Source organism: Roseovarius indicus (assembly GCF_008728195.1).
Classification (GTDB): Bacteria; Pseudomonadota; Alphaproteobacteria; order Rhodobacterales; family Rhodobacteraceae; genus Roseovarius; species Roseovarius indicus.
In genome coordinates, this window is sequence record NZ_CP031598.1 from 5,001,176 (window position 1) to 5,026,108 (window position 24,933).

The window sequence follows — 24,933 nt, forward strand, 5'->3', positions numbered from 1 at the left end:
GGAAGGCGCGGCCGGGGCAACCCGACCGCGCTTTTTCATCCCGGGCAGGCAAGCCGCGCGGCCCGCGCCCCTACTCGCCCGGCCAAAGCCCCGTCGTCGTCAACAACGCCCGCACCACCGCTTCCAGCGTATGCTCCGGCAGGATCACAAGCATCTTGGGCGCCGTGACCGACATGTGCACCGTGCCCGTGGCGGCGTTCGACGTACCCACCCGCCCGTCTGGCGAAAAGTTCAGCCCGTTGATCGGCCATTCCAGCCCGTCCGACACCCCCTCGACCGCCCCCATCGGAAACAACGACACCCGCGTGCCCGCCTCAAGGTCGAGCGACAGCGATGGCGGCGCAAGAAACACCAGTTCCTCGGCCCCCAGCAGGATACAGCGCCGCCCCGGCATCCGGACAAGCGTGTTGTAGGCCGCCAGCGCATGGTCCAGCCGGTCGCCCGAAAACCCGATCCCGATCACCAGCGGCGCACGGATGCTGCGCAGGCACTTGTCGAAATCGGTGCTCTCCTGCTCCTCGATCCGGTGCAGCCTGTCGCCGGGAATCGAATCCAGCGCCTCCGGCGAAATCGAATCGAAATCGCCGATCACGGCATCGGGTGTCACCCCGTGATCCAGCGCCGCATCGGCACCACCATCGGCCGCGACCACCCCGGGCGCCAGCGCGACTGCCCGATTTATGCGCGCCTTGGTGACGGCCGCGCCGCCAATCAGCGTTACTGGTTCATTAACATGCACAATCAAAGCAAGACTCCGCGGATTGTACCCCGAATAAGAAATAGAACACATTCTAACCACTAAATGATACGGTAATACTCCAAGAATCGAACCGCTTTGGTCTCGGGGGAGATGGTAAACACTGTGGCTGCAGGCAGTCCAATGCGAGCGTTATTATGGTAAGTACAAGTAAAATTCTGACAGTTTCATACGGCACCTTTTCATGCACGCTTGAAGGGTTCGACGACTCCTTTGACACCATGAAGGCCATTGCCGAGTACTTCCGCGATCTTGCGGCGGACGATCGATATTTCGGGGCCGAACCGCCCACACCTGATGCCGAGATGCTGGCCCGGATCGCCGAGCGCGAGATCGCCCGCCGCGTCGAGGCGCACGAAAACGAGGGCCGGATCGTGCTGCGCGCCTCCGAAGCCGCCAACGCAGCCGCCCAGGCCGAGCCCCAGCCCGCGCCGAAGCCGGAACCCAAACAGATCGCCGCCGCCGCCGCACTGGCCAGCGTCGAGGAAGAGACCGAGGCGCTCAAGACCGCCATCCACGAACATACCGAGGACGAGGCCGAGGCCGCCGAAGCAGCCGAACCGGCCCCCCTCGCCGAATCCCCCGCCTTCGAACAACAGCCGCTGGTGGCCACCGCCCCGGCCGCCGAAGACCCGGTGATCGCCGAGGAAGAGATCGTCGTCGAGGAAGAAACGGTGATCGCCGAAGAGGCCACCATCGAGGAAGACGAGGACGATGCCGCCTTCCACGAGGCCTTCGAAGGCCTGACCGCCGAAGACGATTCCGGGGAGTATGACGACGAAGACACCGACGCCTTCGCCGAAGTCACCTATGACGAAGAAGACGAAGACCTGACCGCCGGCTATGACGAGGATTATGCCGAGGACGACGTCGAGGAAGTGCTCGTCACCCCGGCCCCCGAACCCGCAGCCGACAGCGTCGCCGCCCGCCTGCGCCGCATCCGCTCGGTCGTCGCGCATTCGTCGGACGGCTACGCCACCGACGACTATTCCGAAGACGAGCACGCCCAGGATTTCCTGCAGCGCACCGCCGCAGAGCTCGACGCCACCCTCGCCGAGGATGACGCCGCCACGGCCACCGTCGAGGACGAGATCGAGGAAAACGACCCCTTCGCCGACCTGACGGCACGCCTCGCCCAGGACGATGCCGACGACGCCGAGGAAGAGGCCACCGCCGACGAGCCGGCCGAAGCCCCGCACGCGATCCACACCGAAACCGACGAAGACGATTTCGACGACGAGCTGGCCGACGACACGCTGGCCCAGCTTCTGGCCGACGCCATGCCGTCGGGTGCCGAGCCCCAGCCGCAAGCTGAACCGGAAACCGTGGCCGAGGAACAACTCGAATCCGCCGAGGCCGAACCGCTCGTGCTCACCGGCAAGGATCAGGTCACCGGCGAAGCCGAGCGTCCGCTCCGCGCCCGTGTCCTGAAGATGAAGCGCAGCGAGTTCGAAGCCGCGATCGCCTCGGGCCAGATCGAAGAGGATTTCGACACCGAGGACGAGGCAGAGGCAGAAACACAGCCGCAGGCTCATGACGCCGCCGCTGCCGCCGACGACAGCGACACCTATCTGAGCCCCGAGGACGAAGCCGAGCTTCAGCGCGAGCTGGCCGAGGTCGAGGCCGAAATGGAACAGGGCGCGCCCATCGCGGCCCCTGTCGAAGAGCCGGCCGAAGAGCCCGTCGCCACCCTCGAAGACGAGCAGGACGACGAGCCAGTCGCAGAAGACGCCGCGGAAGAGCCCGAAATGGCCTACGAGGACGAGATCGAAGCGCCGGCCGCCGCCGCGCACCAGCCCGATCCCGAACCCGAGGCCGAGCCGGACGACGCAGCGCTCGACGACACCGACGAGATGCACCCGTCGCCCCGCGCCGCCCGCCTTCAGGTGGCCGACACCGAGTCGGACGCCTCGCGCCTCTTCGACACGGCCGACACGCATTTCGACGCGCCCGACTCGAACAAGCGCCGCAACGCCATCCAGCACCTGCGCGCCGCCGTCGCCGCCACCAAGGCGGAAAAGAACGCCGGCAGCACGCTGGAACAGGAAACCGACGAAGAGGCCTACCGCTCGGATCTCGCCAGCGTGGTCCGCCCGCGCCGCCACCGCGCCTCGGCCCCGGCCGACGACGCCCCGCGCTCGCGCCGCCCCGGTGCCGACCAGCGCCAGGCGCCGCTCAAGCTGGTCGCCGAACAGCGCGTCGACACCTCCCGCGAGCCGGTCCGCCCGCGCCGCGTCTCGGCCCAGCTGTCCGGCACCGCCGGCTCCACCCCGGTGGAAGAAGGCGGGTTCGGCGAGTTCGCCGAACAGATCGGCGCAACCACCCTGCCCGAGCTTCTGGAAGCCGCGGCCGCCTACATGGCCGACGTGGAAGGGCGCCAGCAATTCTCGCGCCCGATGCTGATGGGCAAGCTGAAAGAAGTCGAGCACGAGTCCTTCTCGCGCGAAGACGGCCTGCGCTCCTTCGGCCACCTGCTGCGGCAGGGCAAGCTGCAGAAAGTCAAGGGTGGCCGCTTCTCGGTCACCGAACAGACCGAATTCCGCGGCCAGGCCCGCCACGCGGGGTAAGCCCGAACCTGGCAGAGCACAAAAAACCCGGCGAAACCGCCGGGTTTTTTCTTTTGCAATAATGGGATGCCCTATCTGTCGGCCCCGTTTTCTGCAAAGAAAACGGGTAAGAAAATACGCATTTTCTTACCCGGAATTTTCGAAAAATTCCGCCCCCGCCGCGACGAAAGCGTCAGCCCATCCCCGCCTCGGCCTCGATCGCCTTGCGCGATTTCCTCTGCCGCTCGGTCGCCGACTTCAGCTGCCCGCAGGCCGCCATGATATCCTCGCCCCGCGGCGTCCGGATCGGGCTCGCGTACCCCGCCTTGTAGACGATATCGGCGAACCGCTCGATCCGCTCCCAGTCGCTCCGTTGGTGCGGGGCGCCGGGCCACTCGTTGAACGGGATCAGGTTGATCTTCGCCGGGATGCCCTTGATCAGCTGCACCAGCCGCCGCGCATCCTCGTCGCTGTCGTTCACATCCTTCAGCATCACGTACTCAAAGGTGATCCGCTCGGAGTTCGACGCCTTCGGATAGGCCTTCAGCGCCTCCAGCAGGGTGGCGATGTTCCACTTCTTGTTGATCGGCACCAGCTTGTCGCGCACCTCGTCGGTGGTGGCGTGGAAGCTCACCGCCAGCATGCAGCCGATCTCCTCGGCCGTCTTGGCGATTTCCGGCACGACGCCACTGGTCGACAACGTGATCCGCCGACGGGAAAGGGAGATCCCCTCGCCATCCATGGCGATCTTCATCGCGTCGCGGACGTTGTCGAAATTGTAAAGCGGCTCGCCCATCCCCATCAGCACGATATTCGACAGAAGGCGCGGCTTCTCGCCCGCCCCCTCGCCGGGCTTGGGCCACTCGCCCAGGTCGTCGCGCGCCATCATCACCTGGCCCACGATCTCTCCGGCGGTCAGGTTCCGCACCAGCTTCTGCGTGCCGGTGTGGCAGAACGAACAGGTCAGCGTACAGCCCACCTGGCTCGAAATGCACAGCGTCCCCCGGTCGGTCTCGGGAATATACACCACCTCGACCTCATGCCCCCCGGCGATGCGGGCCAGGTACTTGCGCGTGCCATCGGCGCTGACCTGCTTGCTCACCATCTCGGGAATCTCGATGACGAATTTCTCGGCCAACTGCGCGCGATACGCCTTCGACAGGTTCGTCATCGCCTCGAAATCGCGCACGCCCCACCAGTAGACCCACTGCCAGATCTGGTTGACCCGCATCTTGGCCTGCTTCTCGGGCGTGCCGTTGGCAATCAGCGCCTCGCGCAGGCCGTCACGGGTCAGCCCGACGATATTCACCGGCCCCTCGGGAAGCTTCCGGGGGATGGTCATCACGTCCTGGGTGATCGGGGCACTGTCGGTCATGGCTCTGGCGTCCTGTTGTCAGATGCGTGTCCATATAGGATTTGCACGCCGATTCCAAAAGATTTCCGGGTTTCGAGGGCCGCGCCACACGTGGCGCAGCCCTTGTTTATCAGGCCGCCTTGCGCCGCCGGCGGCGCCGGTTGCGCTTGGGCGCGGCGCCCGCGCCGTTGGCGTTGGCGGCGTTTCCGCCCCCCTGCCCGCGACGGCGGGCATTGCCGCTCCCCTTGCCGCGCGGTCCGCGCCCGCCGGGAACGGGCGTCGGGCATTCGCCGCTGGCCACCGGCACCTCGATCTTCATCAGGCGCTGGATCTGGTGCAGCAGGTCGGCATCCTCGGGCGCGCACAGCGCGATTGCCTCGCCATCCCGGCCGGCCCGCGCCGTCCGCCCGATGCGGTGCACGTAATTGTCGGGCACCTCGGGCAGGTCATAGTTGATGACATAGCCCACATCGGGAATATCGATCCCCCGCGCCGCGACATCCGTCGCCACCAGCACGGTGATATCGCCCTCGCGGAACGCCTTGATGGCGCGGTCCCGCTGGCCCTGGCTCTTGTTGCCGTGGATCGAGGCGGCGTTGTACCCGTCACGCACCAGCCCCTTCATCAGCTTCTCGGCGCCGTGCTTGGTGCGCGCGAACACCAGCGTCAGCGCATCGTCGCTCGCCGTCAGGATCTCGCGCAGCTTGCCCGGCTTCTCGGTCTTCTCGAGGAAATGCACCGACTGGGTGATCTTGTCGGCGGCCTTGCCCGGAGGCGCCACCTGCACCTTGACCGGATTGGTCAGATAGGCGCGCGACAGCTCCTCCATCTGCTTCGGCATGGTGGCCGAGAACAGCATCGTGTGGCGCGGCGTGCCCAGCTTCGGCGCGATCTTCCTGAGCGCGTGGATGAAGCCCATGTCGAGCATCTGGTCGGCCTCGTCCAGCACCAGCGACTTCGCCTGGCTCAGGTCGACCGAACCGCGATCCATCAGGTCGATCAGCCGGCCCGGCGTGGCGACCAGAATATCCGTCCCCCGGCCCAGCGCCGCGATCTGCTTGTTGATCGACTGCCCGCCAACCACGGTAAAGACCCGCAGCTTGGTGCCCTCGGTCAAAGGCCGCAGGTTGTCGGCGATCTGGTTCACCAGCTCGCGCGTCGGCGCCAGAACCAGCGCCTTCACCGTCTTCGGCAACGGCTTGCCGGGGTTCGACAGCAGATGTTCCACCAGCGGCACGCCAAAGGCCAGCGTCTTGCCGGTGCCGGTCTGCGCCAGCCCCATGATGTCATGCCCTTCCAGCGCCGGCGGAATTGCCTTGGTCTGGATCGGGGTCGGTTTGTCGATACCGGCACGCGACAGCGCGGCGGTGATGTTCGGCGACAGGCCGAATTCGGAAAAATCTTGCAAAGGGTATCCTTCTTGGGCCGCGTCCCTGCGGCCTTTGCGTCAGGCCGCAACGCGGCCATAGAGGGTTTGCGCAGGCCTCGGAATGGTCGGGCGTCTCCCGTGCCATCCGGCCGTTGCGTCAAGAACCCTGCGTGATGGGGACCTAGAGGTTTGGGTGTCGCTGATGGCCCAGGTAAAAGGGCACGGCAAGCTCACGCGGCTGCGCAGCGAACAGTGCCCACATGGGGGCAAAGACCTCGAATGTCAAGCTGTTACGTCGCGGGCGCCTCGCGCCGCAGCCCGAACATGCCGACGAATTGCTGCGCTGCGGCGGCATCGCCCGCCACGCTGACCCGCCCGGCCTCCACCAGTTCGGCCAGCGGCAACCGCCCGTACACCGCCGACGCCATGCCGTTGCCATTCCCCGACAGCACGAAGGGCGCCTCCGGCGTCACCACCGGCGTCGTCACCACCTCACCACCCACAACCCGCATCTCGAAAGCCTCGCTGCCGAAATCGAACCCGGCCACCGCGTCCTCGGCCTTCTCCGGCAAAAGGTTCACCCCCATGGAAATCATCAATGCCGACGGGCTGATAAACCGGATCGGGTCATGCCCCGGCACCATCAGCGCCCAGCGGCACAGCGCCTCCAGCACCGGCAACAAGCCCCGGCCAGCATCCGTCAGGCTGTAGATCCCCAGCCGCTCGTCATGCACCACCACCCCGGCCTCGACCAACTGCGAAAGCCGCCCGGTCAGCACGCTCGGCGTGATCCCCGGCACCCCCGCCCGGATCATCTGGAACCGCTTCGGCGCGAACATCAGCTCGCGCACCACCAGCAGCGCCCAGCGATCCCCGATCAGGTTCAGCGCATGGGCGGCCAGACAGCCTTCGTCATAGCGAAGGCGGGGGGATTTTGCCTGCTCAGTCATGTTTTAATAGTACCCGTTGTTTTTTACTACTGCAAGTGCAACGCTAGGTCATCGGGCCCCGATTCGCCCGGCCCGCAGCAGGACGAAAGGATCCGCGACATGACCTATTTCTCCGGCACCGTTTGCGCCGTGCCCACAGCGAACAAGCAGAAGTACCGCGACCATGCCGCCAAGGCCTGGACGATTTTCCGGAAATACGGCGCCACCCGCATGATCGAGACCTGGGGCGCCGACGTCCCCCGGGGCAAACTCACCGACTTCTACGGCGCGGTGCAGGCGAAAGAGGACGAGACCATCGTGTTCTCCTGGATCGAATGGCCCGACAAACCGACCTCCGATGCCGCCTGGGAAAAGATGATGTCCGACCCCGAGATGGAGAAGATGTTCGACATGCCCTTCGACGGCACCCGCATGATCTATGGCGGCTTCACCCCGGTCTACGAACGGGGCGCCCATTCCGGTGCCGACTACTACCAGGGCTTCCTCCTCGCCGTCCCGGAAAAGAACCGCCAGGTCTATGCCGAGATGGCCGACGAAGGCTGGCAGATGTTCGAAAAGCTCGGCGCCCTCGGCATGATCGAGAACTGGGGCGATTACGTCCCCCACGGCAAGCTCACCGACTTCTACCGCGCCACCAAGGCCGAAGACGGCGAAATGCCCCTCTTCAGCTGGGTCGCCTGGCCCGACCGCGCCACCTGTGACGCCGCCGCCAAGCAGATGGAGGCCGACATGGCCGATTTCGACATGTCCCGGATGCCCTTCGACGGCATGCGCATGATGTGGGCCGGCTTCGAACCCCTCTTCGATTCCGCAGACATGGCGAGGGCAGCATGACACTCACACTCTACACCCTCGACTGGGTCCCCGATTTCCCCCGCGGCGCGGTACGCGACATTCGCGTCCGCTGGGCGCTGGAGGAGCTGGGCCGCCCCTACACCGTCGACACTGTGCCGGGAGGGGTCAAAACCGAGGCACACGTCGCCATGCAGCCCTTCGGCCAGGTGCCCATGATCCGCGACGGCGAGCAGACGCTCTTCGAATCCGGTGCGATCCTCATGCACCTCGGCGAAGGCACCGCGCTCTTCCCGGCCAACAAGCGCTCCGAGATCACACAGTGGATGTTCGCCGCCCTCAACACGCTCGAACCGGTCGCGATGCACTGGCTGCTGATGATCCTCGCCCAGCGCATCCCCGATTTCTTCGGCCCGCCGCCGGCGGAAGAGGTCATCGCCCACGCCCGCGCCTTCCTCATGATGCGGCTCGACCAGATGGAAACCCGGATCGCCGGGCAGGACTGGCTCACCGACGCGTTCAGCATCGCCGATATCGTCATGGCCGACACCCTGCGCATGGTCGCCTCCGAAGACGAGCTCGGCGGCCACCCTGCCCTCACGGCCTATCTCGACCGCGCCATCGCCCGCCCCGCCTTCGAGCGCGCCATGCGCGATCACATGGCCCACTGGGACGCCGCCGATGCCGCCCGCGAAACAGAAACAGCCTAGGGAGATCACGCAATGACCACCCCCAAGAACACGGTCTGCCTCTGGTATGCGACAGAGGCCGAAGAGGCCGCGACTTTCTACGCCGCAACCTTCCCCGACAGCGAAGTCACCGGCGTCAACCGCGCACCCTCCGACTACCCTGGCGGCAAGAAGGGCAATGTCATCACCGTCACCTTCACGGTGATGGGCATCCCCTGCCTCGGGCTCAACGGCGGCGACATGTTCACCCATTCCGAGGCCTTTTCCTTCCAGGTCGCCACAGAGGATCAGGAAGAAACCGACCGCTACTGGAATGCCATCGTCGGCAATGGCGGGCAGGAATCGCAATGCGGCTGGTGCCGCGACAAGTGGGGGATCTCGTGGCAGATCACCCCGCGCATTCTCTCCGACGCGCTCGCGGCTGGCGGAGACGAAGGCAGGCGCGCCTTCGAGGCGATGATGCCGATGAAGAAGATCGACGTCGCCGCCATCGAGGCCGCCCGCCGCGGCAACTGATCTCCCCGACCCACCGCGAGGCCGGCCGAAAGGCCGGACGAGCACCGCCCGCCGCACCGACGCAATACCGACAAAATACCGACGTTATACCGACGTTGGAATCCCGGCCCTCAGCCCAGCTTCCGGACCGGCTCGTGACAGGGGCAGGTGACGATATGATCGTTCACCATCCCCACCGCCTCCATGAAGGCATAAACGATCGTCGGGCCGCAGAACTTGAAGCCTCTTTTCTTCAAATCCTTCGAAATTGCACGGGAAATTTCCGTCTCCGTCGGCACCTCCGAAAGGCTTTCGAAGCGGTTCTGGATGGGCCGGCCGCCGACATGGCCCCACAGGTACCTGTCGAACCCCTGCTCCGCCTCGATCTCCTTCCAGACACGGGCGTTGCCGATGGTCGCCTCGATCTTTCCCCGGTGCCGGATGATCCCCGGATCGGCCAGGCAGCGCTGCACCTCGGCCTCGCCCCACCCGGCAATGACATTGGGGTCAAACCCCTGAAAAGCCGCACGAAAATTGTCGCGCTTCTTCAGGATGGTGATCCAGCTCAGCCCCGCCTGGAACCCGTCGAGAATGAGCTTTTCCCACAGCGCGCGGCTGTCCCATTCGGGCACGCCCCACTCGGTGTCATGGTAGGCCTCGTAGATCGGGTCATCGCCCACCCAGCCGCATCTGTCGCCCATCTCGGCCCTTTCCCGACCCGGCCTGCGACAGGGTCGATCAAATTCGCACTTTAAGCCTTCCTTAGCGGCTGCGCCGCACCCTGTGAAGCGGGTGACATCAGGAGTATGCAAATGGGGTACGACGCGAAAACCTGGGCCGACATTCCGGCCGGGCACGACAATCCGCTGAACTTCGCGGTAACCAGCCGGGATCGCCAGCTTATCGAAATGGTAACCGATGCGGTGAAGAATGATCGCGTGATGCTGGCCTACCAGGCCATCGTGCCCGCCGGCGCACCGGCGCGGCCCGCTCTTTACGAAGGCTTAATCCGGGTGATGGACACCACCGGCCGGATCATTCCCGCGTGCGACTTCATTGCCGAGATCGAAGCCACCGAAACCGGCCGCATCATCGACTGCATCGCGCTGGAACAGGGCCTGAAGGCGATGCACGACTATCCCGACCTGCGGCTCGCCATCAACATGTCGGCCCGCTCGATCGGCTATCCCCGCTGGAACGAGATCCTGCGCCGTGGCCTGCGGGGCGACCCGACGGCAGGCGAACGGCTGATCCTCGAGATCACCGAAAGCTCCGCCATGCTCGTGCCCGAGTTGGTGGTCAGCTTCATGACCGACCTGCAATCCGAAGGCGTCAGCTTCGCGCTCGACGATTTCGGGTCCGGCTATACCTCGTTCCGCTATCTCAAGAGCTTCTATTTCGACATCCTCAAGATCGACGGCCAGTTCATCCGCGGCGTCGCCCACGACCCCGACAACCAGGTTCTGACCAATGCCATGCTGTCGATCGCCGAACAGTTCGACATGATCTGCATCGCCGAAAGCGTCGAAACCGCAGAAGACGCGCACTATCTCCAGCGCATCGGCATGGATTGTCTGCAGGGCTATTTCTTCGGCGCCCCCACCGTCCGCCCCCCTTGGGACACGACCGCCTGGGAAAGCGCCAGCGCCTGAAATCCGGCGCCCTCCCTCACCTGTGACAATCGAACCGTTGCCGGTTCTCGGACCATGGGGTATCACGCCAGCAAAGACGGGGGATTCCGGGCAGGCACCCATGGCGGGCGCCGGTGCGCCTCCGGTCACGCAGTCACCTGGTGGAGGAAGACATGACCAACGTAGTTATCGCATCCGCGGCACGCACCGCCGTCGGCTCGTTCAGCGGCGCTTTTGCCAACACCCCGGCCCATGATCTCGGCGCTGCCGTCCTCGAAGCCATCGTCGAGCGCGCAGGCATCGACAAGGGTGAAGTGTCCGAAACCATCCTCGGCCAGGTGTTGACCGCCGCCCAGGGCCAGAACCCGGCCCGCCAGGCGCATGTCAACGCCGGCCTGCCGATCGAAAGCGCCGCCTGGGGCATCAACCAGGTCTGCGGCTCGGGCCTGCGCGCCGTGGCGCTGGGCGCCCAGCACATCCAGCTTGGCGATGCCAGCATCGTCGCCGCCGGCGGCCAGGAAAACATGACCCTCTCGCCCCACGCCGCCCACCTGCGCGCCGGTCACAAGATGGGCGACATGAAATACATCGACACGATGATCCGCGACGGCCTGTGGGATGCCTTCAACGGCTACCACATGGGCCAGACCGCCGAGAACGTCGCCAACCAGTGGCAGATCACCCGCGAGATGCAGGACGAATTCGCCGTCGCCTCGCAGAACAAGGCCGAAGCCGCCCAGAACGCCGGCAAGTTCCAGGACGAGATCACGCCCTTCACCGTCAAGACCCGCAAGGGCGAAACCGTGGTCGACAAGGATGAATACATCCGCCACGGCGCCACCATCGACGCCATGCAGAAGCTTCGCCCCGCCTTCGCACAGGATGGCTCGGTGACCGCGGCCAACGCCTCTGGCATCAACGACGGCGCCGCCGCCGTGCTGCTGATGAGCGCCGATGACGCCGAGAAACGCGGCATCGAGCCGCTCGCGCGCATCGCCTCCTACGCCACCGCCGGGCTCGACCCGTCGATCATGGGCGTCGGCCCGATCAGCGCCAGCCGCAAGGCACTGGAGAAGGCTGGCTGGAGCGTCGACGACCTCGACCTCGTCGAAGCCAACGAAGCCTTCGCCGCCCAGGCCTGTGCCGTGAACAAGGACATGGGCTGGGACCCCTCGATCGTGAACGTGAACGGCGGCGCCATCGCCATCGGCCACCCGATCGGCGCGTCAGGCTGCCGTGTGCTCAACACCCTGCTGTTCGAGATGAAGCGCCGCGACGCCAAGAAAGGCCTGGCCACGCTGTGCATCGGCGGCGGCATGGGCGTCGCCATGTGCGTCGAACGCCCGTAAATCAAAAATGGCGGGGCTTCGGCCCCGCCTTTTTTTATGCGCCAGATTCTGCCCGATAACCCCAAGCAGATCGTCTTTTCCGGCGGAGGGCTGAGGTGTTTCTGGCAGGGCGGGTTCATGCAGGAACTCGAAAAGACCCGGCATTACAAACCGGAGCGGATCACCGGTGTCTCCGGCGGGGCGCTCGCCGGCGCGGCCTGGCTTGGCGGCATCGAGGACCGTTTGCTTCAGGTCATGTGCGCCCGGTTCGAGGAGCAGGACAGCAACCTGAACCTGTTCGAGGACGACGACAGCGGCGTGACCCCGCACCAGACCCTCTACTGCGCGATTGTTTCAGAAGTGCTGGACGACGCGTTGCAGGCCAGAATCGCCGATGGCCCGCAATTCCAGATCCTCATCGCTCACCCGCCCGACCCGCTGCCGCCCGCCCTGTCCGGGGCGGCGATGACCGTGGCCTACGAGGCCGAGTTGCACATCAAGAACGCCCCGCATTTCGATTGGGCCGAGAAGATGGGGCTCGACTATTCGCTGGTCGATGCCAACAAGGCCGCCCGCGAAAAAGTGCTCGACGATCTCGTCTGTGCCGCCGCCGTCATCCCGCCGGTCTTCAAGCCGCCGCATTGGGATGGCCGCCCGGTCGTCGATGGCGGCATGGCGGATCAGGCCCCGATGCCCGAGCCCGACGAGGGCGAGACGCTGATCCTGCTGACGCGCGCCTACAAGCGCCTGCCCGAGGCCGACACCCGCTATTACATCCATCCGAGCGAAGAAACGCCGGCCGACAAGATCGACTTTACCGACCCTGCCAAGCTGCAGGAAACATGGGCCTTGGGAGAGGCCGATGCGAAGAGGATTTTACGAGGGTAACAATGTTGCGTAACCGGCCCCGGATCGGTAACACCATTACTAAGCCACGTAATGTATTGGAGGAATCACATGGCAAGAACTGCACTCGTGACCGGCGGCAGCCGGGGTATCGGTGAAGCGATCTCGAAGGCGCTGAAGGCCGAAGGCTACAACGTCGCAGCCACCTACGCAGGCAATGACGAGAAAGCCGCCGCCTTTACCGACGCCACCGGCATCAAGACCTACAAGTGGAACGTGGCCGACTACGAAGCCAGCAAGGCCGGCATCGCCAAGGTCGAGGAGGAGCTTGGCCCGATCGACATCGTTGTCGCCAATGCCGGCATCACCCGCGATGCGCCCTTTCACAAGATGAGCCCGGAACAGTGGCAGGAGGTGGTCGACACCAACCTGACCGGCGTGTTCAACACGGTTCACCCGGTCTGGCCCGGCATGCGCGAGCGCAAGTTCGGCCGCGTCATCGTGATCAGCTCGGTCAACGGCCAGAAGGGTCAGTTCGCCCAGGTCAACTATGCCGCAACCAAGGCCGGCGACATCGGCATCGTCCGCAGCCTTGCCCAGGAAGGCGCCCGCGCCGGGATCACGGCCAACGCCGTCTGCCCGGGCTACATCGCCACCGAGATGGTGATGGCCGTGCCGGAAAAGGTGCGGGAATCGATCATCGCCCAGATCCCGGCGGGCCGCCTTGGCGAGCCGGAAGAAATTGCCCGCTGCGTCGTGTTCCTGGCGTCCGACGACGCCCAGTTCATCAACGGCTCGACGATTTCGGCCAACGGGGCGCAGTTCTTCGGCTGAACCCATCGCCGACGACACAACGACAGGGCCGGTCGATCCGACCGGCCCTTTTCCGTGACGTGGTGGTGTTTCGTGAGGTTTTGTGGCGCACAAAACGCCTGCGGGTCGCGACGGTACGCAACTGGCATCTGGTCGATCAAGCCCGTGAATTCACGCCATGACGGCTGTCATCACCTCGGTTATTCACGGCATGGAGCGCGTGTTCAGGCGCTGATTGACAGGCGTGCGATCTCTTCCTTGAGGCGCAGTTTCTGTTTCTTGAGTTCGGAGATTTCGAAGTCCGACGTGCCCGGTGAGCGCTGTGCTTCTTCGACTTTCTCGGAGAGGTTTTGATGTTTCTTCTTCAGTTCCTCGACATGTGAACCCAAGCTCATTGGCGTCTCCTCTCGTTTTTGACGTACATTTTGCACCCATACAGTGCATCACAGATTCATAAATCTGTCACGCTGCACGCGCAGCATGAGCGAAACTATGCGATTCAAATGCTAATTAAATCATCCGGGAAACGGCAGCGCCTCGCCAAGACGCAGAATGCAGGCGGTCGCCGTCGTATAGTTTTCCCGGTCGCCTGGGTGCGCCTCCCCCTCGTGCATGACCCAGCCATCGTGCAGGCGAAATGCCGCGCGCCCGCCCTTCCGGGCCCTGACAAGCACAAGCCGCGCATCGCGGCCCTTGCGGGGGATCAGCGGCAGAACCTCGATACTGCCAAGGTGGCGGGATGCCTCCGACAGAAGCTCGGGCAGCCGGTCGGCGCGGTGGATCAGGCTGACATATCCCCCCGGGACACATCGCCGCGCAGCCTGTTTGACCCACGTGGTTAGCGGCGTATTCTCGCCCATCGCGGTCTCGCGGCCGGGCTCGGATGCCCTGGTGCTGGCGGTGCGGTCGAAATAGGGCGGGTTCGCGATGACGTGGTCAAAGCGCCGCTCGCGCAGGGTTTGGGGCAGGTCAGAAAGATCGCCCTCGATCACCTCGAAATCCAGTGCGTTCTCGGCGCCGTTGCGGCGGGCGAGATCGGCATAGGCGGGCTGCAGCTCCAGCCCTGCAAGCCTGAGATCCGGCACACGCCGGCCAAGGCACAAGGCCGCCACACCGACACCACAGCCAAGATCGAGCACGCTATCCCCGGGCCTGGCCGGAACCCCGGCCGCCAGCATCACCGGGTCGATACCTGCCCGATAGCCGCGCCGGGGCTGGCGAATGCGCAGCTGACCGCCGAGGAACTCGTCGGTCGTGATATCCTCCGAAACGGAGTCAGTCGCCGGCATCCACCTCGATCCCGTTATCGGTCAGTGTTCGCGCAGCGTCGTAATAATCGGCATCGGCCACCATTATGCGGCGCGGGAATATGCCGATCGAACCTTCGAGAACGCTCATATTTACGTCCATTTCAAAGCAGTTTATACCCTCGCCCTGAAGCAGCGCCTTGGCGAATGCGATCGAGGCCGGGTCGTTGGTGCGCAAAAGCTGTTTCATGGGCAACAGATAAGGCGATGGGGCACGGTTTGTCGAGCCGTGTGACGGGGAGTTGAATGGGATTGGATCAAGCCTCCACCAAGCCACATGAAGAGCTTGCACGGCATTTGTCCGGGCGGCTTGAAGCGGTGAACACGCTCATCCGCGAGCGCATGGCGTCACGCCACGCGCCGCGCATTCCGGAAGTCACGGCGCACCTTGTCGAAGCGGGCGGCAAACGGCTTCGGCCGATGCTGACGCTGGCAACGGCCGACCTGTGCGGCTATGACGGCGATTTCGACGTCAACCTCGCCGCCACGGTGGAGTTCATTCACACCGCCACCCTGCTGCACGACGACGTCGTCGACGAAAGCGAGCAGCGGCGCGGGCGGCCCACGGCGAACCTGCTCTGGGACAACAAGTCAAGCGTTCTGGTGGGCGACTACCTCTTTGCGCGGGCGTTCCAGTTGATGGTCGAGACCGGCTCGCTTCGGGTGCTCGACATCCTGTCAAACGCGGCGGCCACCATTGCCGAGGGCGAGGTGCTGCAGCTCAGCGCCGCGCGTGACCTCAAGACCGACGAGGATATCTACCTGCAGATCGTGCGCGGCAAGACGGCGGCGCTGTTCTCGGCCGCGACGGAAGTGGGCGGCGTGATTTCCGGCTCCGACGAAGAGCGGATCACCGCGCTTTACGACTATGGCGACGCACTTGGCATCGCCTTCCAGATCGCCGACGACCTGCTCGACTACCAGGGCGATGCGAAGGCGACCGGCAAGAACGTGGGCGACGATTTCCGCGAACGCAAGTTGACCCTGCCGGTGATCAAGGCCGTGGCCGACGCCACCGTCGAAGAGCGCGCCTTCTGGAAACGGACCATCGAGAAGGGCGACCAGCGCGAGGGCGACCTCGAGGAAGCGATGGCGATCCTCAACCGGCACGAGGCGCTGGAACGGACGCGCGACGACGCGATGGCATGGGCCAACCGCGCGAAAGAGGCGATGGGCAAGCTGCCCGAGCACGACGTGCGCCGTATGTTGATTGAGCTTGCCGACTACGTCGTCGCCCGCCTGACCTGAACGATCAGGCGGAGCGGTACGGCCCGTTCAGGCGCGTGGCCTGAACCCACCACGAGGGAAAGCTCTCCTGCAACCGGCCGGCGGCCGAGCCGGCGGTTTCGGCGTCCTTGTAGATGCCGAAACAGGTACCCCCCGAGCCCGACATGCGGGCCAGCTGGCAACCGGGTGTCTTTTCGAGCGTCTCGAAGACCTGCCGGATCACCGGCTCGGCCTCGATCGCCGGCTCCTGAAGATCGTTCCGCATCCCGCGCAGCCACGCGATCAGCTCGGCCGACGTGTCGAACGCCGGAATCTCGTCGGGCATCGGGCGGTTGACCTTGTGCTTCAGGCGCTTGAACACCTCGGCGGTCAGCACCGGCAGGCGCGGGTTGACCAGCACCGCGTGAAGCGGCGGCAGGTTGGGCACGGGGGTGACGGTATCGCCGATCCCGGTGACGCGGGCCGCCTCGGATTGCAGGCAGAGCGGCACATCAGCGCCAAGCTCGATCCCGTCGCCCGGCACCGGCTTGCCGGAAAAGCCCGACAGAACCCGCAGCGTCGCCGCCGCATCGCCAGAGCCGCCGCCAAGACCGGCGGCATTGGGCAGGTGCTTTTCAAGACGGATATCGGCATTGATCCGCATCATCCGGGCCGCGCGCAGCACCAGGTTGCTCTCGTCCCCCGGCACCCCCTCGGCCATCGGCCCTTCGACCGTCAGCTTGTAGTCGCCGGGCATGGTGATGGTCATCCGGTCGCCGATATCGGCGAACATCGCCAGCGAATCGAGCGTGTGATACCCGTCGTCGCGTTGGCCCGTCACGTGCAGGGTCAGGTTGACCTTTGCCGGAACGAACGCCTCAACCGTCGTCATCGACGACCTCCAGCGGCGGCGAACCTTCTTCCTCGAGCACGATGTCGAGACCGACTTCGAGTTTGCGGCGAATGCGGTCGGGGTCGATATCGGGCGAGGGCTTGTCCTCGTCTACAAACGAGAGGGCCCGCTTCCACTGGAATTCCGCCTCGTTCTTGCGACCCACCGCCCAGAGCACGTCGCCCAGGTGGTCGTTGACCACCGGGTCGACCGGCATCAGTTCGGCCGCGCGTTCCATGTGGCCGACCGCCTCGTCGTAGCGGCCGAGGCGGTAGAGCACCCAGCCAAGGCTGTCGACGATGTACCCGCTGTTGGGCTGCTTGGCGACGGCGCGTTCGATCATGTCGAGCGCCTCGTCCAGCTTGATCTGCTTCTCGACCAGCGAATAGCCGAGATAGTTCAGAACCTGCGGCTGTTCCGGGTTCAGCTCGAGTGCCCGGCGGAAATCGAACTCGGCCTTCTCCCATTGGCCCAGGCGCTCGTGGCAGATCGCCCGCGCGTAGTGCACGAACCATTGCTCCTCGGCGTCCGAGGAATATTGCTCAAGCGCCCTGTCATAGGCCGCTGTCGCCTGGTCGAATTTTTCAAGCTGGCGGTAAAGATCACCGGCGGCGACGTGTACCATCGCCAGTTCGGGATGCGACTGCGACAGCTGTTCCAGCACCTCGGACGCGGCATCCGTCCGGTCGGACCGGCGCAGCGCCTCGGCCCTGCCCATTTCGGCCGCGGTGAATGAGGGGTGATCGCGCGGAACCGATTTGTAGGTATCGGTCGCCAGCTGGTAGCGACCAAGCGCCTCGAAGAGCTCTGCCGTCATCATCACCGCATCGACATGGCCCGGGCTCAGATATTCGGCAATCCGGGAGTAGAGCAGGACGTAATCCTCGCTCGTGTCGGAAACCAGCGCCCGCCCGAGCGAATAGAAGACCTCGGCGACGCCGTCGGCCGCGCCGGAAATCAGCGTGAAAGGCACCCGGTCGCCCGCCGCAAGCTTCTCGCGCAGCGCGCCGATCTCAGGGTCGAGGTCCGAGCCGAAGGCATCGTCGATAAGCGCCACGGCCTCGTCGTTGCGCTCAAGCTGACTGAGAATTTCCGCCCAGGCGATCGTACCGCGGCGGGTGCGCTGCATCGGGCCATCGGACTTGCCGGCAAAGATCTGTTCGGCGGCCTCGAAATCACCGACCGAGGCAAGCGCCAGCGCCTTGTGATAGATGGCAAAGCCGCGCAGGCCACGCTCTTCGGCGACGGCATCGAACTGCTTGAGCGCCTCGCGCATGTCGCCCTTGCCCAGATGCGTCCACGCCGCGATCAAACCATCGGCAAGCGCGCCGATCCCGTGGTCACGCTCGAACCGGGCAAGAAGATCGTCATAGGCGCCGCGCTTCACCTCGTCGGCAACAAGCGTCATGAAGGCGACCTGGCTGAGAAGCTCGTCGCCCTCGATCTTCTTGGCGATGGGGATCGCGCGATCGAACTGGCCCAGCGACACATGCGCCACGACAGCACTTTCCAAGATCGCGGGGTTCGTCTGATCCTCGGCCAGCGCCTTGGTGAAATACTCGGCCGCGGCGACATAGTCGTTGTCGAGGCTGGCCTGGCGGGCCGCAAGATAGGCGCCGACCGCCTCGTCAGCCGAGGCGGCCTGGGCGCCTCCCTGCAAAAGGGCGGCTGCGAGGACGAGAACCGAAAGGTTTTTGCGAGTCACGGGGATTGCCTGCCTTTTATGAATCCTGACCCCGGTAAGGGTAGACTGACGGCCCGGTCAAGGCAATCCGGGGCGGGCGGTTTGCCGCGCCCCGGCTGATCACGTTTTTGCCTGCTTACATATTGGGGTAATTGGGCCCGTCGCCCCCCTGCGGGGTAACCCAGTTGATGTTCTGCGCCGGATCCTTGATGTCACACGTCTTGCAGTGAACGCAGTTCTGGAAGTTGATGACGAATTCCGGCCCGTTGTCCTTTTCGACCACCTCGTAAACGCCGGCCGGGCAATAGCGCTGCGCCGGCTCGTCGAATTTCGGCAAGTTGTGTTCGATCGGCACGCTGGGATCCTTCAGCGTCAGGTGACAGGGCTGGTTTTCCTCGTGGTTGGTCATCGAGTAGCTGACATTGGTCAGCCGGTCGAAACTCAGCTTGCCGTCGGGCTTGGGGTAGTCGATCTTCTTGTGCTTCGAGGCCGCTTCCGTGGCGGCCGCGTCGGTCTTGCCGTGGCCCAGCGTGCCGAAGAACGAGAAGCCCATCGTGTTGGTCCACATGTCCAGCCCGCCAAGGCTGAGGCTCGCCAGAAGACCGTATTTCGACCACATCGGCTTGACGTTGCGGACCTTCTTGAGGTCCTTGCCGATATCGCCTTCGCGGACTTCTTTTTCGTAGTCGTTCAGTTCGTCGCTGGAACGCCCGGCCTCGATAGCGGCATGGGCCGCCTCGGCCGCCGCCATACCCGAGAGCATCGCGTTGTGGTTGCCCTTGATGCGCGGCACGTTGACCATGCCCACCGAGCAGCCCAGAAGCGCCACGCCCGGCGCGACCATCTTCGGCATCGACTGGTAGCCGCCCTCGGTGATCGCCCGGCCGCCATAGGCCACGCGCTTGCCGCCCTCGAGCAGTTCCTTGACCATCGGGTGATGCTTGAACCGCTGGAATTCCATGTAGGGGTAAAGGTGCGGGTTCTTGTAGTTCAGGTGCACCACGAAGCCCACATAGACCTGGTTGTTGTCGAGGTGGTAGATGAACGACCCGCCGCCCGCGTTCGATCCCAACGGCCAGCCCATCGTGTGGGTCACGCTGCCGGGCTTGTGCTTGGCCGGGTCGATCTCCCAGATCTCCTTCATGCCGAGGCCGAATTTCTGCGGCTCCTTGCCTTTCGACAGGTCGTACTTGGCGATCACCTCTTTCGACAGGCTCCCGCGCACACCTTCCGACAGGAAGACATACTTGCCGTGCAGCTCCATTCCCGGCTCATAAGACGGGCCCGGTGTGCCGTCGGGGTTCTTGCCGAACTCGCCGGCGACCACGCCCTTCACTTCGCCATTCTCGCCATAGATCACTTCCGAACAGGCCATGCCCGGGAAAACCTCGACGCCAAGCTCTTCGGCCTGTTCCGCCATCCAGCGGCAGACATTGCCCATCGAGACGACATAGTTGCCGTGGTTGTTCATCAGCGGCGGCATCGGGAAGTTGGGAATGCGGATCTTGCCGCCCTCGCCCAGCATGAAGAAGTTGTCGTCCTTCACCGGCACGTTCAGCGGCGCACCCTTTTCCTTCCAGTCCGGGATCAGCTTGTTCAGGCCGCACGGGTCGAGCACGGCGCCCGAGAGGATATGCGCGCCCACCTCGGACCCTTTTTCGAGAACCACGACCTCGCGCGAGGGGTCTAGCTGTTTCAGCCGGATCGCCGCGGACAGGCCAGCCGGCCCCGCCCCCACGATCACGACATCGTATTCCATGGCTTCGCGTTCAGTCTCGGACATGTATCGTTCCTTCCAAAGGCGCGGCGAAGGGCCGCCGGAATGAGTTCCGCACGTGGTTATCGCCTTGGAAACGCCCGCGTCAATTGGAACACGACGTTACGGGCGGTCAAAAACGGCAATATGCCGCATTTCCGCCCACGGAATGCATCGTTGTCCTGCATCCGCTATTGCAAAAACCTCTGGCATCGGGGCAATCTGTCGCGACATCTGAAACGGAAAAAGGCCGGGGTCGACATGCGCGGCCCCGTTAGAATGAAGGGCATTCCGAATGGAAAAAATCCCGATGACCCGCAAGGGGTACGAGGCCATCGAGGCCGAGCTCAAGCAGCTCAAGTCGGTTGAGCGCCCTGCCATCATCAGGGCGATCTCCGAGGCACGCGAACACGGCGACCTGTCGGAGAATGCCGAGTATCATTCGGCCAAGGAGAAGCAATCGTTCATCGAGGGCCGGATCAAGGAGCTGGAAGGCGCGATCAGCCTGTCCGACGTGATCGACCCGACCAAGCTTTCCGGGCCGATCAAGTTCGGGGCGACGGTGACACTGGTCGACGAAGACACCGACGAGGAAAAGACCTATCAGATCGTTGGCGAATACGAGGCCAGCATCGAAAAAGGTCTGCTGAACATCAAATCGCCCATTGCACGGGCGCTGATCGGCAAAGAAGAGGGCGATAGCGTCGAGGTGCGCACGCCCGGTGGCGACAAGGCCTACGAAGTGCTAAAGATCGCCTACGTATAACAGGTCCTCAACATGGCCGACCGACAGCAGACCCCGCCGACCCCGCTGGGGATCTACGAGAAATCACGCCGGGAACGGGTCACGTCGATCGAAGTGGTCGCCGTGGTGCTGTCGGTGTTGTGGCTGATCATGGCGGCGGTGTTCTTCCTCTTCATGGACCCCGAGGCGGTCATCGGCGGCGCCGGGGGCGCGGCGTGGTTCATCCTGGTGATGCTGGCGGTGTTCATGCCGGTGGCGATGATCTGGGTGGCCGCCACCGCGGCACGCTCGTCGAAGGTGATGCGCGAGGAAAGCCAACGGCTTCAGGTCGCGATCGACGCGATCCGCCACGCCTACATCGCCCAGAACCAGAGCCGGAACGCCATTAACGAGCCGTCGGTCACCAAGAAGCTCGAGGAAATCGCCGCCGCCCAGCGCAAGACGGAATCGGCGCTGGCGACGTTTTCCTCGACGCGCCACGCGCTGGCCGCCCCGCCGCCCCAGCCTCAGCCGCAGGAGGCGCCCCAGACCGATGACCAGGTGGCGCTGCCCCTCGGCACCCCCGCCGAGGACATGCACCCGCCGCTGGCCAGTTCCGATTTCATCCGCGCGCTCAACTTCCCCGAAACGGCGGAAGACAAGGAAGGCTTCGCCGCCCTGCGCCGCGCCCTGAAAGACCGCCCCACCGCGCAACTGGTTCAGGCCGCGCAGGACGTGCTGACCCTCATGTCCCATGACGGGATCTACATGGACGACCTGCGCCCCGACCTGGCTCGCCCGGAAATCTGGCGCCGGTTCGCCGCCGGCGAACGGGGCCGCTCGATTGCCATGCTGGGCGGGATTCGCGACCGCTCGTCGCTGGCGCTGACAGCCGCGCGAATGAAGAGCGACCCGATCTTCCGCGACGCGGTGCACCATTTCCTTCGGCTATTCGACCGGATGATCTCGGGCTTCGCCGAGACCGCGACCGACAGCGAGTTGACCGAACTGTCCAACACCCGCACGTCACGTGCCTTCATGTTGCTGGGGCGGGTGACCGGCACGTTCGACTGAAAACGCGCAATCGCGCCAAGCATCATTATATTGCCAGCAGAAGGTGTACCGGGCATCATGCCCCCGGGCGAGGAGTAAGACCATGCGCAAGTTTCTTGTGGTTCTGGACGACAGCAAGGAGTGCCTGAACGCCATGCGCTTTGCGGCCATGCGCGCGGCCCATACGGGTGCCGGTGTCGAGGTTCTGGCGGTGATTCCACCTGAGGAATTCAACCACTGGATCGGCGTGGGCGACATCATGCGGGAAGAGGCGCGCGAACGGATCCACGCCCATTTCGAGGTGTTCGCCAAGTGGATGCGCGACAAGCAGGGGGTCGACCCCGAGCTGGTGATCCGCGAGGGCGAGCCGGTGACCGAGATCATGGCACAAGTGCAGGACGACCCCGAAATCGGCGTCCTGGTGCTTGGCGCCGGCACCGACAAGAAGGGCCCCGGGCCGCTTGTGACCCAGCTTTCCAAGAATTCCGGCACGCTGACGATTCCCCTCACGATCGTGCCCGGCGATTTGTCGAAAGAACGGCTCGAGGCGATCACCTGAGGCCGACCCGCGTATTTTTCTTGATTTGTGCGCCACTTGGCGCAACTCTGGCGGCATGACATTCCAATCCTCCACCCCGTTTCCCGCACAGGGCATCCCTGCGCAGGTGGCGTTCCAGAGATCGGAACTGGGCATCATCCTGTCCCTCTACGGCCGCATGGTCGCCGCCGGCGAATGGCGCGACTACGGCATTTCCTGTTTGCGGGACGTGGCGGTGTTCTCGGTGTTCCGGCGCACGGCGGAAAACCCGCTCTACCGGATCGAAAAGCGCCCGCGCCTGCGCGGACGACAGGGCCAGTACGCCGTGATCGGCATGGACGGGCAGGTTCTGAAACGCGGAAGCGACCTGAAAACGGTCCTGCGCGTGCTCGAGCGCAAGCTGATCCGACCGGTGGAATAGGCCGCCGCGACGCCGCCCGTCACAATTTAGAATCGTTCCAAACCTTGACAGGCGAAGCCATGGGGCGCATATCCGGAGCACCTATGGAAAGGCGCGACCCATGTTCATTCAGACCGAATCCACACCGAATCCCGCGACGCTGAAATTCCTGCCCGGCCAGACCGTGCTGGATGCCGGCACCGCTGACTTCCCCACGTCCGAAACGGCAGGCAAGTCGCCGCTGGCCGAGCGCCTGTTCAAGGTGCAGGGCGTGACCGGCGTGTTCTTCGGCAACGATTTCGTCACCGTCACCAAGGCCGACGAAACCGAGTGGGACCACATGAAACCCGCCATCCTCGGCGCGATCATGGAGCACTTCCAGTCGGGCAAACCGGTGATGATGGGCGAGGCAACGGCCTCTTCCGGCCACGCCGACCATGACGGCGAAGATGCCGATATCGTCGGCCAGATCAAGGAACTGCTCGACACCCGCGTGCGCCCGGCTGTGGCGCAGGACGGTGGCGACATCACCTTCCACGGCTTCGAGCGCGGCGTTGTCTACCTGCACATGCAGGGCGCCTGTGCCGGCTGCCCCTCGTCGACCATTACGCTGAAGATGGGCATCGAGAACCTGCTGCGCCACTACATCCCCGAGGTCACCGAGGTGCGCCCCGTTGGGATCTGACACCCTCGTTCTTGGGTTCGATACATCGGCCGCGCATTGCGCGGCCGCTTTGCTGTCTGGCGACCGTGTTCTCTGCCTCAGGGCCGAGGAGATGGGCCGCGGACAGGCCGAGCGCCTGATGCCCCTGCTGGAAGAGGTGCTGGCCGAGGGCGGCGCGCGCTGGGGCGATCTGAACCGGATCGGCACGGGCGTGGGCCCGGGAAACTTCACTGGCATCCGCATCTCCGTATCCGCCGCGCGCGGGCTGGCGCTTGCGCTCGATATCCCTGCGGTGGGCGTGTCGACCTTCGACGCGATCGGGCTTGAGGCGACGGGGGCATACCTGCCTGCCGTCGCGGCGCCCAGAGAGCAGGTTTACATCCGGCCCGACGGGGAGGAGCCCAAGCTTGTGCCGATCGCGGAGGCGGAAAAGCTTGGGTTGCCGCTGGCCCTGCCGCCGGCTCCCGAAGAGCTGGCGCTGGCCATCGCCCGCGTCGCGGCAAGGGCCGATGTGCCTGCTCCCGCCCCCGCCCCGCTTTACATTCGCCCCGCTGACGCCGCGCCGCCGCGAGAGGCGCCGCCGGTGATCCTCGACGATGACACCTGAGGAGATGGCGACCTGCCATGCCCGCGCCTTTGCCGGGCAGGGCCGGGCCTGGTCGGAGCAGGAATTTGCCGACCTGCTGGAAAGCCCGCACGTGTTTGCCATAGGTGACGGGTGCGCCTTCGCGCTCGGCCGTGCCGTCGCGGACGAAGCCGAACTGCTGACCATCGCCACCGATCCGGCGCATCGGCGCAAGGGGCTCGGGCGAGAGACCTTGTCAGCGTTCGAGGCCGGTGCCGTGGCGCGCGGGGTGACGCGGGCGTTTCTCGAGGTTTCGGACGGAAATACGGGCGCAATCGCACTGTACCGGGCCGCCGGTTACGCGGAGACGGGCCGGCGCAAGGGCTATTACCAGACGCCGGATGGTCGGGAGGATGCGCTCTTGATGGAGAAGGCGCTCGGCTGAGCCTCGGCGGTGGCGGGTGTTGCCATGTCGGACGCCTCCGGCGGGAGTATTTCGGGAAAGATGAAAGACGGGGCGCGCCTGCCATCTGCCGCGCCGGAAGCCGCCCGGTTTTTGACGCAGGGGCAGGAC

General features: G+C 64.8%; 27 protein-coding genes. 16 read left to right on the forward strand and 11 right to left on the reverse strand.

Going from position 1 to position 24,933, the window contains the following annotated elements:
* Positions 1–70 precede the first annotated feature (70 nt).
* Complete coding sequence (locus tag RIdsm_RS24075) at positions 71–739, reverse strand: thiamine diphosphokinase (protein ID WP_338049634.1); 669 nt, start codon at positions 737–739, stop codon at positions 71–73.
* A gap of 155 nt (positions 740–894) precedes the next feature.
* Here RIdsm_RS24075 and RIdsm_RS24080 point away from each other — a divergent pair, with 155 nt between their 5' ends.
* On the forward strand, positions 895–3,324 hold the full coding sequence (locus RIdsm_RS24080) for a hypothetical protein (protein WP_420865418.1): 2,430 nt from the start codon (positions 895–897) through the stop codon (positions 3,322–3,324).
* 172 nt (positions 3,325–3,496) lie between these two features.
* Here the strand turns inward: RIdsm_RS24080 and rlmN are convergent, their stop codons facing one another.
* The 3 genes from rlmN to RIdsm_RS24095 all read right to left on the reverse strand — a co-directional run bounded on the left by rlmN (position 3,497) and on the right by RIdsm_RS24095 (position 6,976).
* Entirely contained in the window at positions 3,497–4,678 is a 1,182-nt protein-coding gene (rlmN, locus tag RIdsm_RS24085; RefSeq protein WP_057812757.1) for a dual-specificity RNA methyltransferase RlmN, read from the reverse strand.
* A gap of 109 nt (positions 4,679–4,787) precedes the next feature.
* Complete coding sequence (locus RIdsm_RS24090) at positions 4,788–6,065, reverse strand: DEAD/DEAH box helicase (protein ID WP_057812755.1); 1,278 nt, start codon at positions 6,063–6,065, stop codon at positions 4,788–4,790.
* Between the two features lie 251 nt (positions 6,066–6,316).
* On the reverse strand, positions 6,317–6,976 hold the full coding sequence (locus RIdsm_RS24095) for a winged helix-turn-helix transcriptional regulator (RefSeq protein ID WP_057812754.1): 660 nt from the start codon (positions 6,974–6,976) through the stop codon (positions 6,317–6,319).
* Positions 6,977–7,075: 99 nt separating this feature from the next.
* Between RIdsm_RS24095 and RIdsm_RS24100 the strand changes: the two genes are divergently transcribed.
* Genes RIdsm_RS24100 through RIdsm_RS24110 form a run of 3 tightly spaced genes read left to right on the forward strand, consistent with a single transcriptional unit; the run spans position 7,076 to position 8,973 of the window.
* Positions 7,076–7,810: a DUF1428 domain-containing protein gene (locus RIdsm_RS24100; protein ID WP_057812753.1), complete on the forward strand. Its 735-nt coding sequence runs from the start codon at positions 7,076–7,078 to the stop codon at positions 7,808–7,810.
* Complete coding sequence (locus tag RIdsm_RS24105; protein ID WP_057812751.1) at positions 7,807–8,478, forward strand: glutathione S-transferase family protein; 672 nt, start codon at positions 7,807–7,809, stop codon at positions 8,476–8,478. Before RIdsm_RS24100 ends, RIdsm_RS24105 begins: the two co-directional genes overlap by 4 nt.
* Positions 8,479–8,490: 12 nt before the next feature.
* Complete coding sequence (locus tag RIdsm_RS24110) at positions 8,491–8,973, forward strand: VOC family protein (protein WP_057812749.1); 483 nt, start codon at positions 8,491–8,493, stop codon at positions 8,971–8,973.
* 110 nt (positions 8,974–9,083) lie between these two features.
* Here the strand turns inward: RIdsm_RS24110 and RIdsm_RS24115 are convergent, their stop codons facing one another.
* Positions 9,084–9,653, reverse strand: a complete 570-nt coding sequence (locus RIdsm_RS24115; protein WP_057812747.1) for a DNA-3-methyladenine glycosylase I — start codon at positions 9,651–9,653, stop codon at positions 9,084–9,086.
* A 111-nt stretch (positions 9,654–9,764) separates the two neighbouring features.
* Between RIdsm_RS24115 and RIdsm_RS24120 the strand changes: the two genes are divergently transcribed.
* From RIdsm_RS24120 to phbB, 4 genes are all read left to right on the forward strand, one after another.
* Complete coding sequence (locus RIdsm_RS24120) at positions 9,765–10,604, forward strand: EAL domain-containing protein (protein WP_057812746.1); 840 nt, start codon at positions 9,765–9,767, stop codon at positions 10,602–10,604.
* Positions 10,605–10,756: 152 nt separating this feature from the next.
* Positions 10,757–11,932 carry an acetyl-CoA C-acetyltransferase gene (locus RIdsm_RS24125; protein ID WP_057812744.1) on the forward strand — a complete coding sequence of 392 codons (1,176 nt, stop codon included), beginning with the start codon at positions 10,757–10,759 and terminating at the stop codon, positions 11,930–11,932.
* A gap of 36 nt (positions 11,933–11,968) precedes the next feature.
* On the forward strand, positions 11,969–12,799 hold the full coding sequence (locus RIdsm_RS24130) for a patatin-like phospholipase family protein (RefSeq protein ID WP_057812741.1): 831 nt from the start codon (positions 11,969–11,971) through the stop codon (positions 12,797–12,799).
* Positions 12,800–12,868: 69 nt separating this feature from the next.
* Positions 12,869–13,591, forward strand: a complete 723-nt coding sequence (gene phbB / locus RIdsm_RS24135) for an acetoacetyl-CoA reductase (protein WP_057812739.1) — start codon at positions 12,869–12,871, stop codon at positions 13,589–13,591.
* Between the two features lie 203 nt (positions 13,592–13,794).
* Here the strand turns inward: phbB and RIdsm_RS24140 are convergent, their stop codons facing one another.
* From RIdsm_RS24140 to RIdsm_RS24150, 3 genes are all read right to left on the reverse strand, one after another.
* Positions 13,795–13,965, reverse strand: coding sequence for a YdcH family protein (locus RIdsm_RS24140; protein ID WP_064504602.1), 171 nt, complete (start codon positions 13,963–13,965; stop codon positions 13,795–13,797).
* Positions 13,966–14,085: 120 nt separating this feature from the next.
* Complete coding sequence (locus tag RIdsm_RS24145; RefSeq protein WP_057812737.1) at positions 14,086–14,859, reverse strand: tRNA1(Val) (adenine(37)-N6)-methyltransferase; 774 nt, start codon at positions 14,857–14,859, stop codon at positions 14,086–14,088.
* Positions 14,846–15,067, reverse strand: a complete 222-nt coding sequence (locus tag RIdsm_RS24150; RefSeq protein WP_057812736.1) for a putative signal transducing protein — start codon at positions 15,065–15,067, stop codon at positions 14,846–14,848. Before RIdsm_RS24150 ends, RIdsm_RS24145 begins: the two co-directional genes overlap by 14 nt.
* 56 nt (positions 15,068–15,123) lie before the next feature.
* Between RIdsm_RS24150 and RIdsm_RS24155 the strand changes: the two genes are divergently transcribed.
* Positions 15,124–16,125: a polyprenyl synthetase family protein gene (locus tag RIdsm_RS24155; protein WP_057812734.1), complete on the forward strand. Its 1,002-nt coding sequence runs from the start codon at positions 15,124–15,126 to the stop codon at positions 16,123–16,125.
* Between the two features lie 4 nt (positions 16,126–16,129).
* Here the strand turns inward: RIdsm_RS24155 and RIdsm_RS24160 are convergent, their stop codons facing one another.
* From RIdsm_RS24160 to RIdsm_RS24170, 3 genes are all read right to left on the reverse strand, one after another.
* Complete coding sequence (locus RIdsm_RS24160) at positions 16,130–16,975, reverse strand: 4-(cytidine 5'-diphospho)-2-C-methyl-D-erythritol kinase (RefSeq protein WP_057812732.1); 846 nt, start codon at positions 16,973–16,975, stop codon at positions 16,130–16,132.
* Entirely contained in the window at positions 16,962–18,680 is a 1,719-nt protein-coding gene (locus RIdsm_RS24165) for a tetratricopeptide repeat protein (protein WP_057812730.1), read from the reverse strand. Before RIdsm_RS24165 ends, RIdsm_RS24160 begins: the two co-directional genes overlap by 14 nt.
* 115 nt (positions 18,681–18,795) lie before the next feature.
* Positions 18,796–20,442, reverse strand: coding sequence for an electron transfer flavoprotein-ubiquinone oxidoreductase (locus RIdsm_RS24170; RefSeq protein WP_057812728.1), 1,647 nt, complete (start codon positions 20,440–20,442; stop codon positions 18,796–18,798).
* A 268-nt stretch (positions 20,443–20,710) separates the two neighbouring features.
* Here RIdsm_RS24170 and greA point away from each other — a divergent pair, with 268 nt between their 5' ends.
* The 7 genes from greA to RIdsm_RS24205 all read left to right on the forward strand — a co-directional run bounded on the left by greA (position 20,711) and on the right by RIdsm_RS24205 (position 24,804).
* Entirely contained in the window at positions 20,711–21,181 is a 471-nt protein-coding gene (gene greA / locus RIdsm_RS24175) for a transcription elongation factor GreA (RefSeq protein WP_057812726.1), read from the forward strand.
* 12 nt (positions 21,182–21,193) lie between these two features.
* Positions 21,194–22,213, forward strand: coding sequence for a hypothetical protein (locus RIdsm_RS24180; RefSeq protein ID WP_057812725.1), 1,020 nt, complete (start codon positions 21,194–21,196; stop codon positions 22,211–22,213).
* A gap of 82 nt (positions 22,214–22,295) precedes the next feature.
* The gene (locus RIdsm_RS24185) at positions 22,296–22,751 is read left to right on the forward strand and encodes a universal stress protein (RefSeq protein ID WP_057812723.1); all 456 of its coding nucleotides are present in this window, start codon (positions 22,296–22,298) and stop codon (positions 22,749–22,751) included.
* A 55-nt stretch (positions 22,752–22,806) separates the two neighbouring features.
* Complete coding sequence (locus RIdsm_RS24190; RefSeq protein WP_057812721.1) at positions 22,807–23,151, forward strand: DUF2794 domain-containing protein; 345 nt, start codon at positions 22,807–22,809, stop codon at positions 23,149–23,151.
* A 100-nt stretch (positions 23,152–23,251) separates the two neighbouring features.
* Positions 23,252–23,815: a NifU family protein gene (locus tag RIdsm_RS24195; protein WP_057812719.1), complete on the forward strand. Its 564-nt coding sequence runs from the start codon at positions 23,252–23,254 to the stop codon at positions 23,813–23,815.
* Positions 23,805–24,401 (forward strand): tRNA (adenosine(37)-N6)-threonylcarbamoyltransferase complex dimerization subunit type 1 TsaB, encoded by a 597-nt coding sequence (gene tsaB / locus RIdsm_RS24200; RefSeq protein ID WP_057812717.1) that lies wholly within the window; start codon positions 23,805–23,807, stop codon positions 24,399–24,401. Before RIdsm_RS24195 ends, tsaB begins: the two co-directional genes overlap by 11 nt.
* Positions 24,391–24,804 carry a GNAT family N-acetyltransferase gene (locus RIdsm_RS24205; protein ID WP_057812715.1) on the forward strand — a complete coding sequence of 138 codons (414 nt, stop codon included), beginning with the start codon at positions 24,391–24,393 and terminating at the stop codon, positions 24,802–24,804. Before tsaB ends, RIdsm_RS24205 begins: the two co-directional genes overlap by 11 nt.
* The last annotated feature ends 129 nt before the right edge of the window (positions 24,805–24,933 follow it).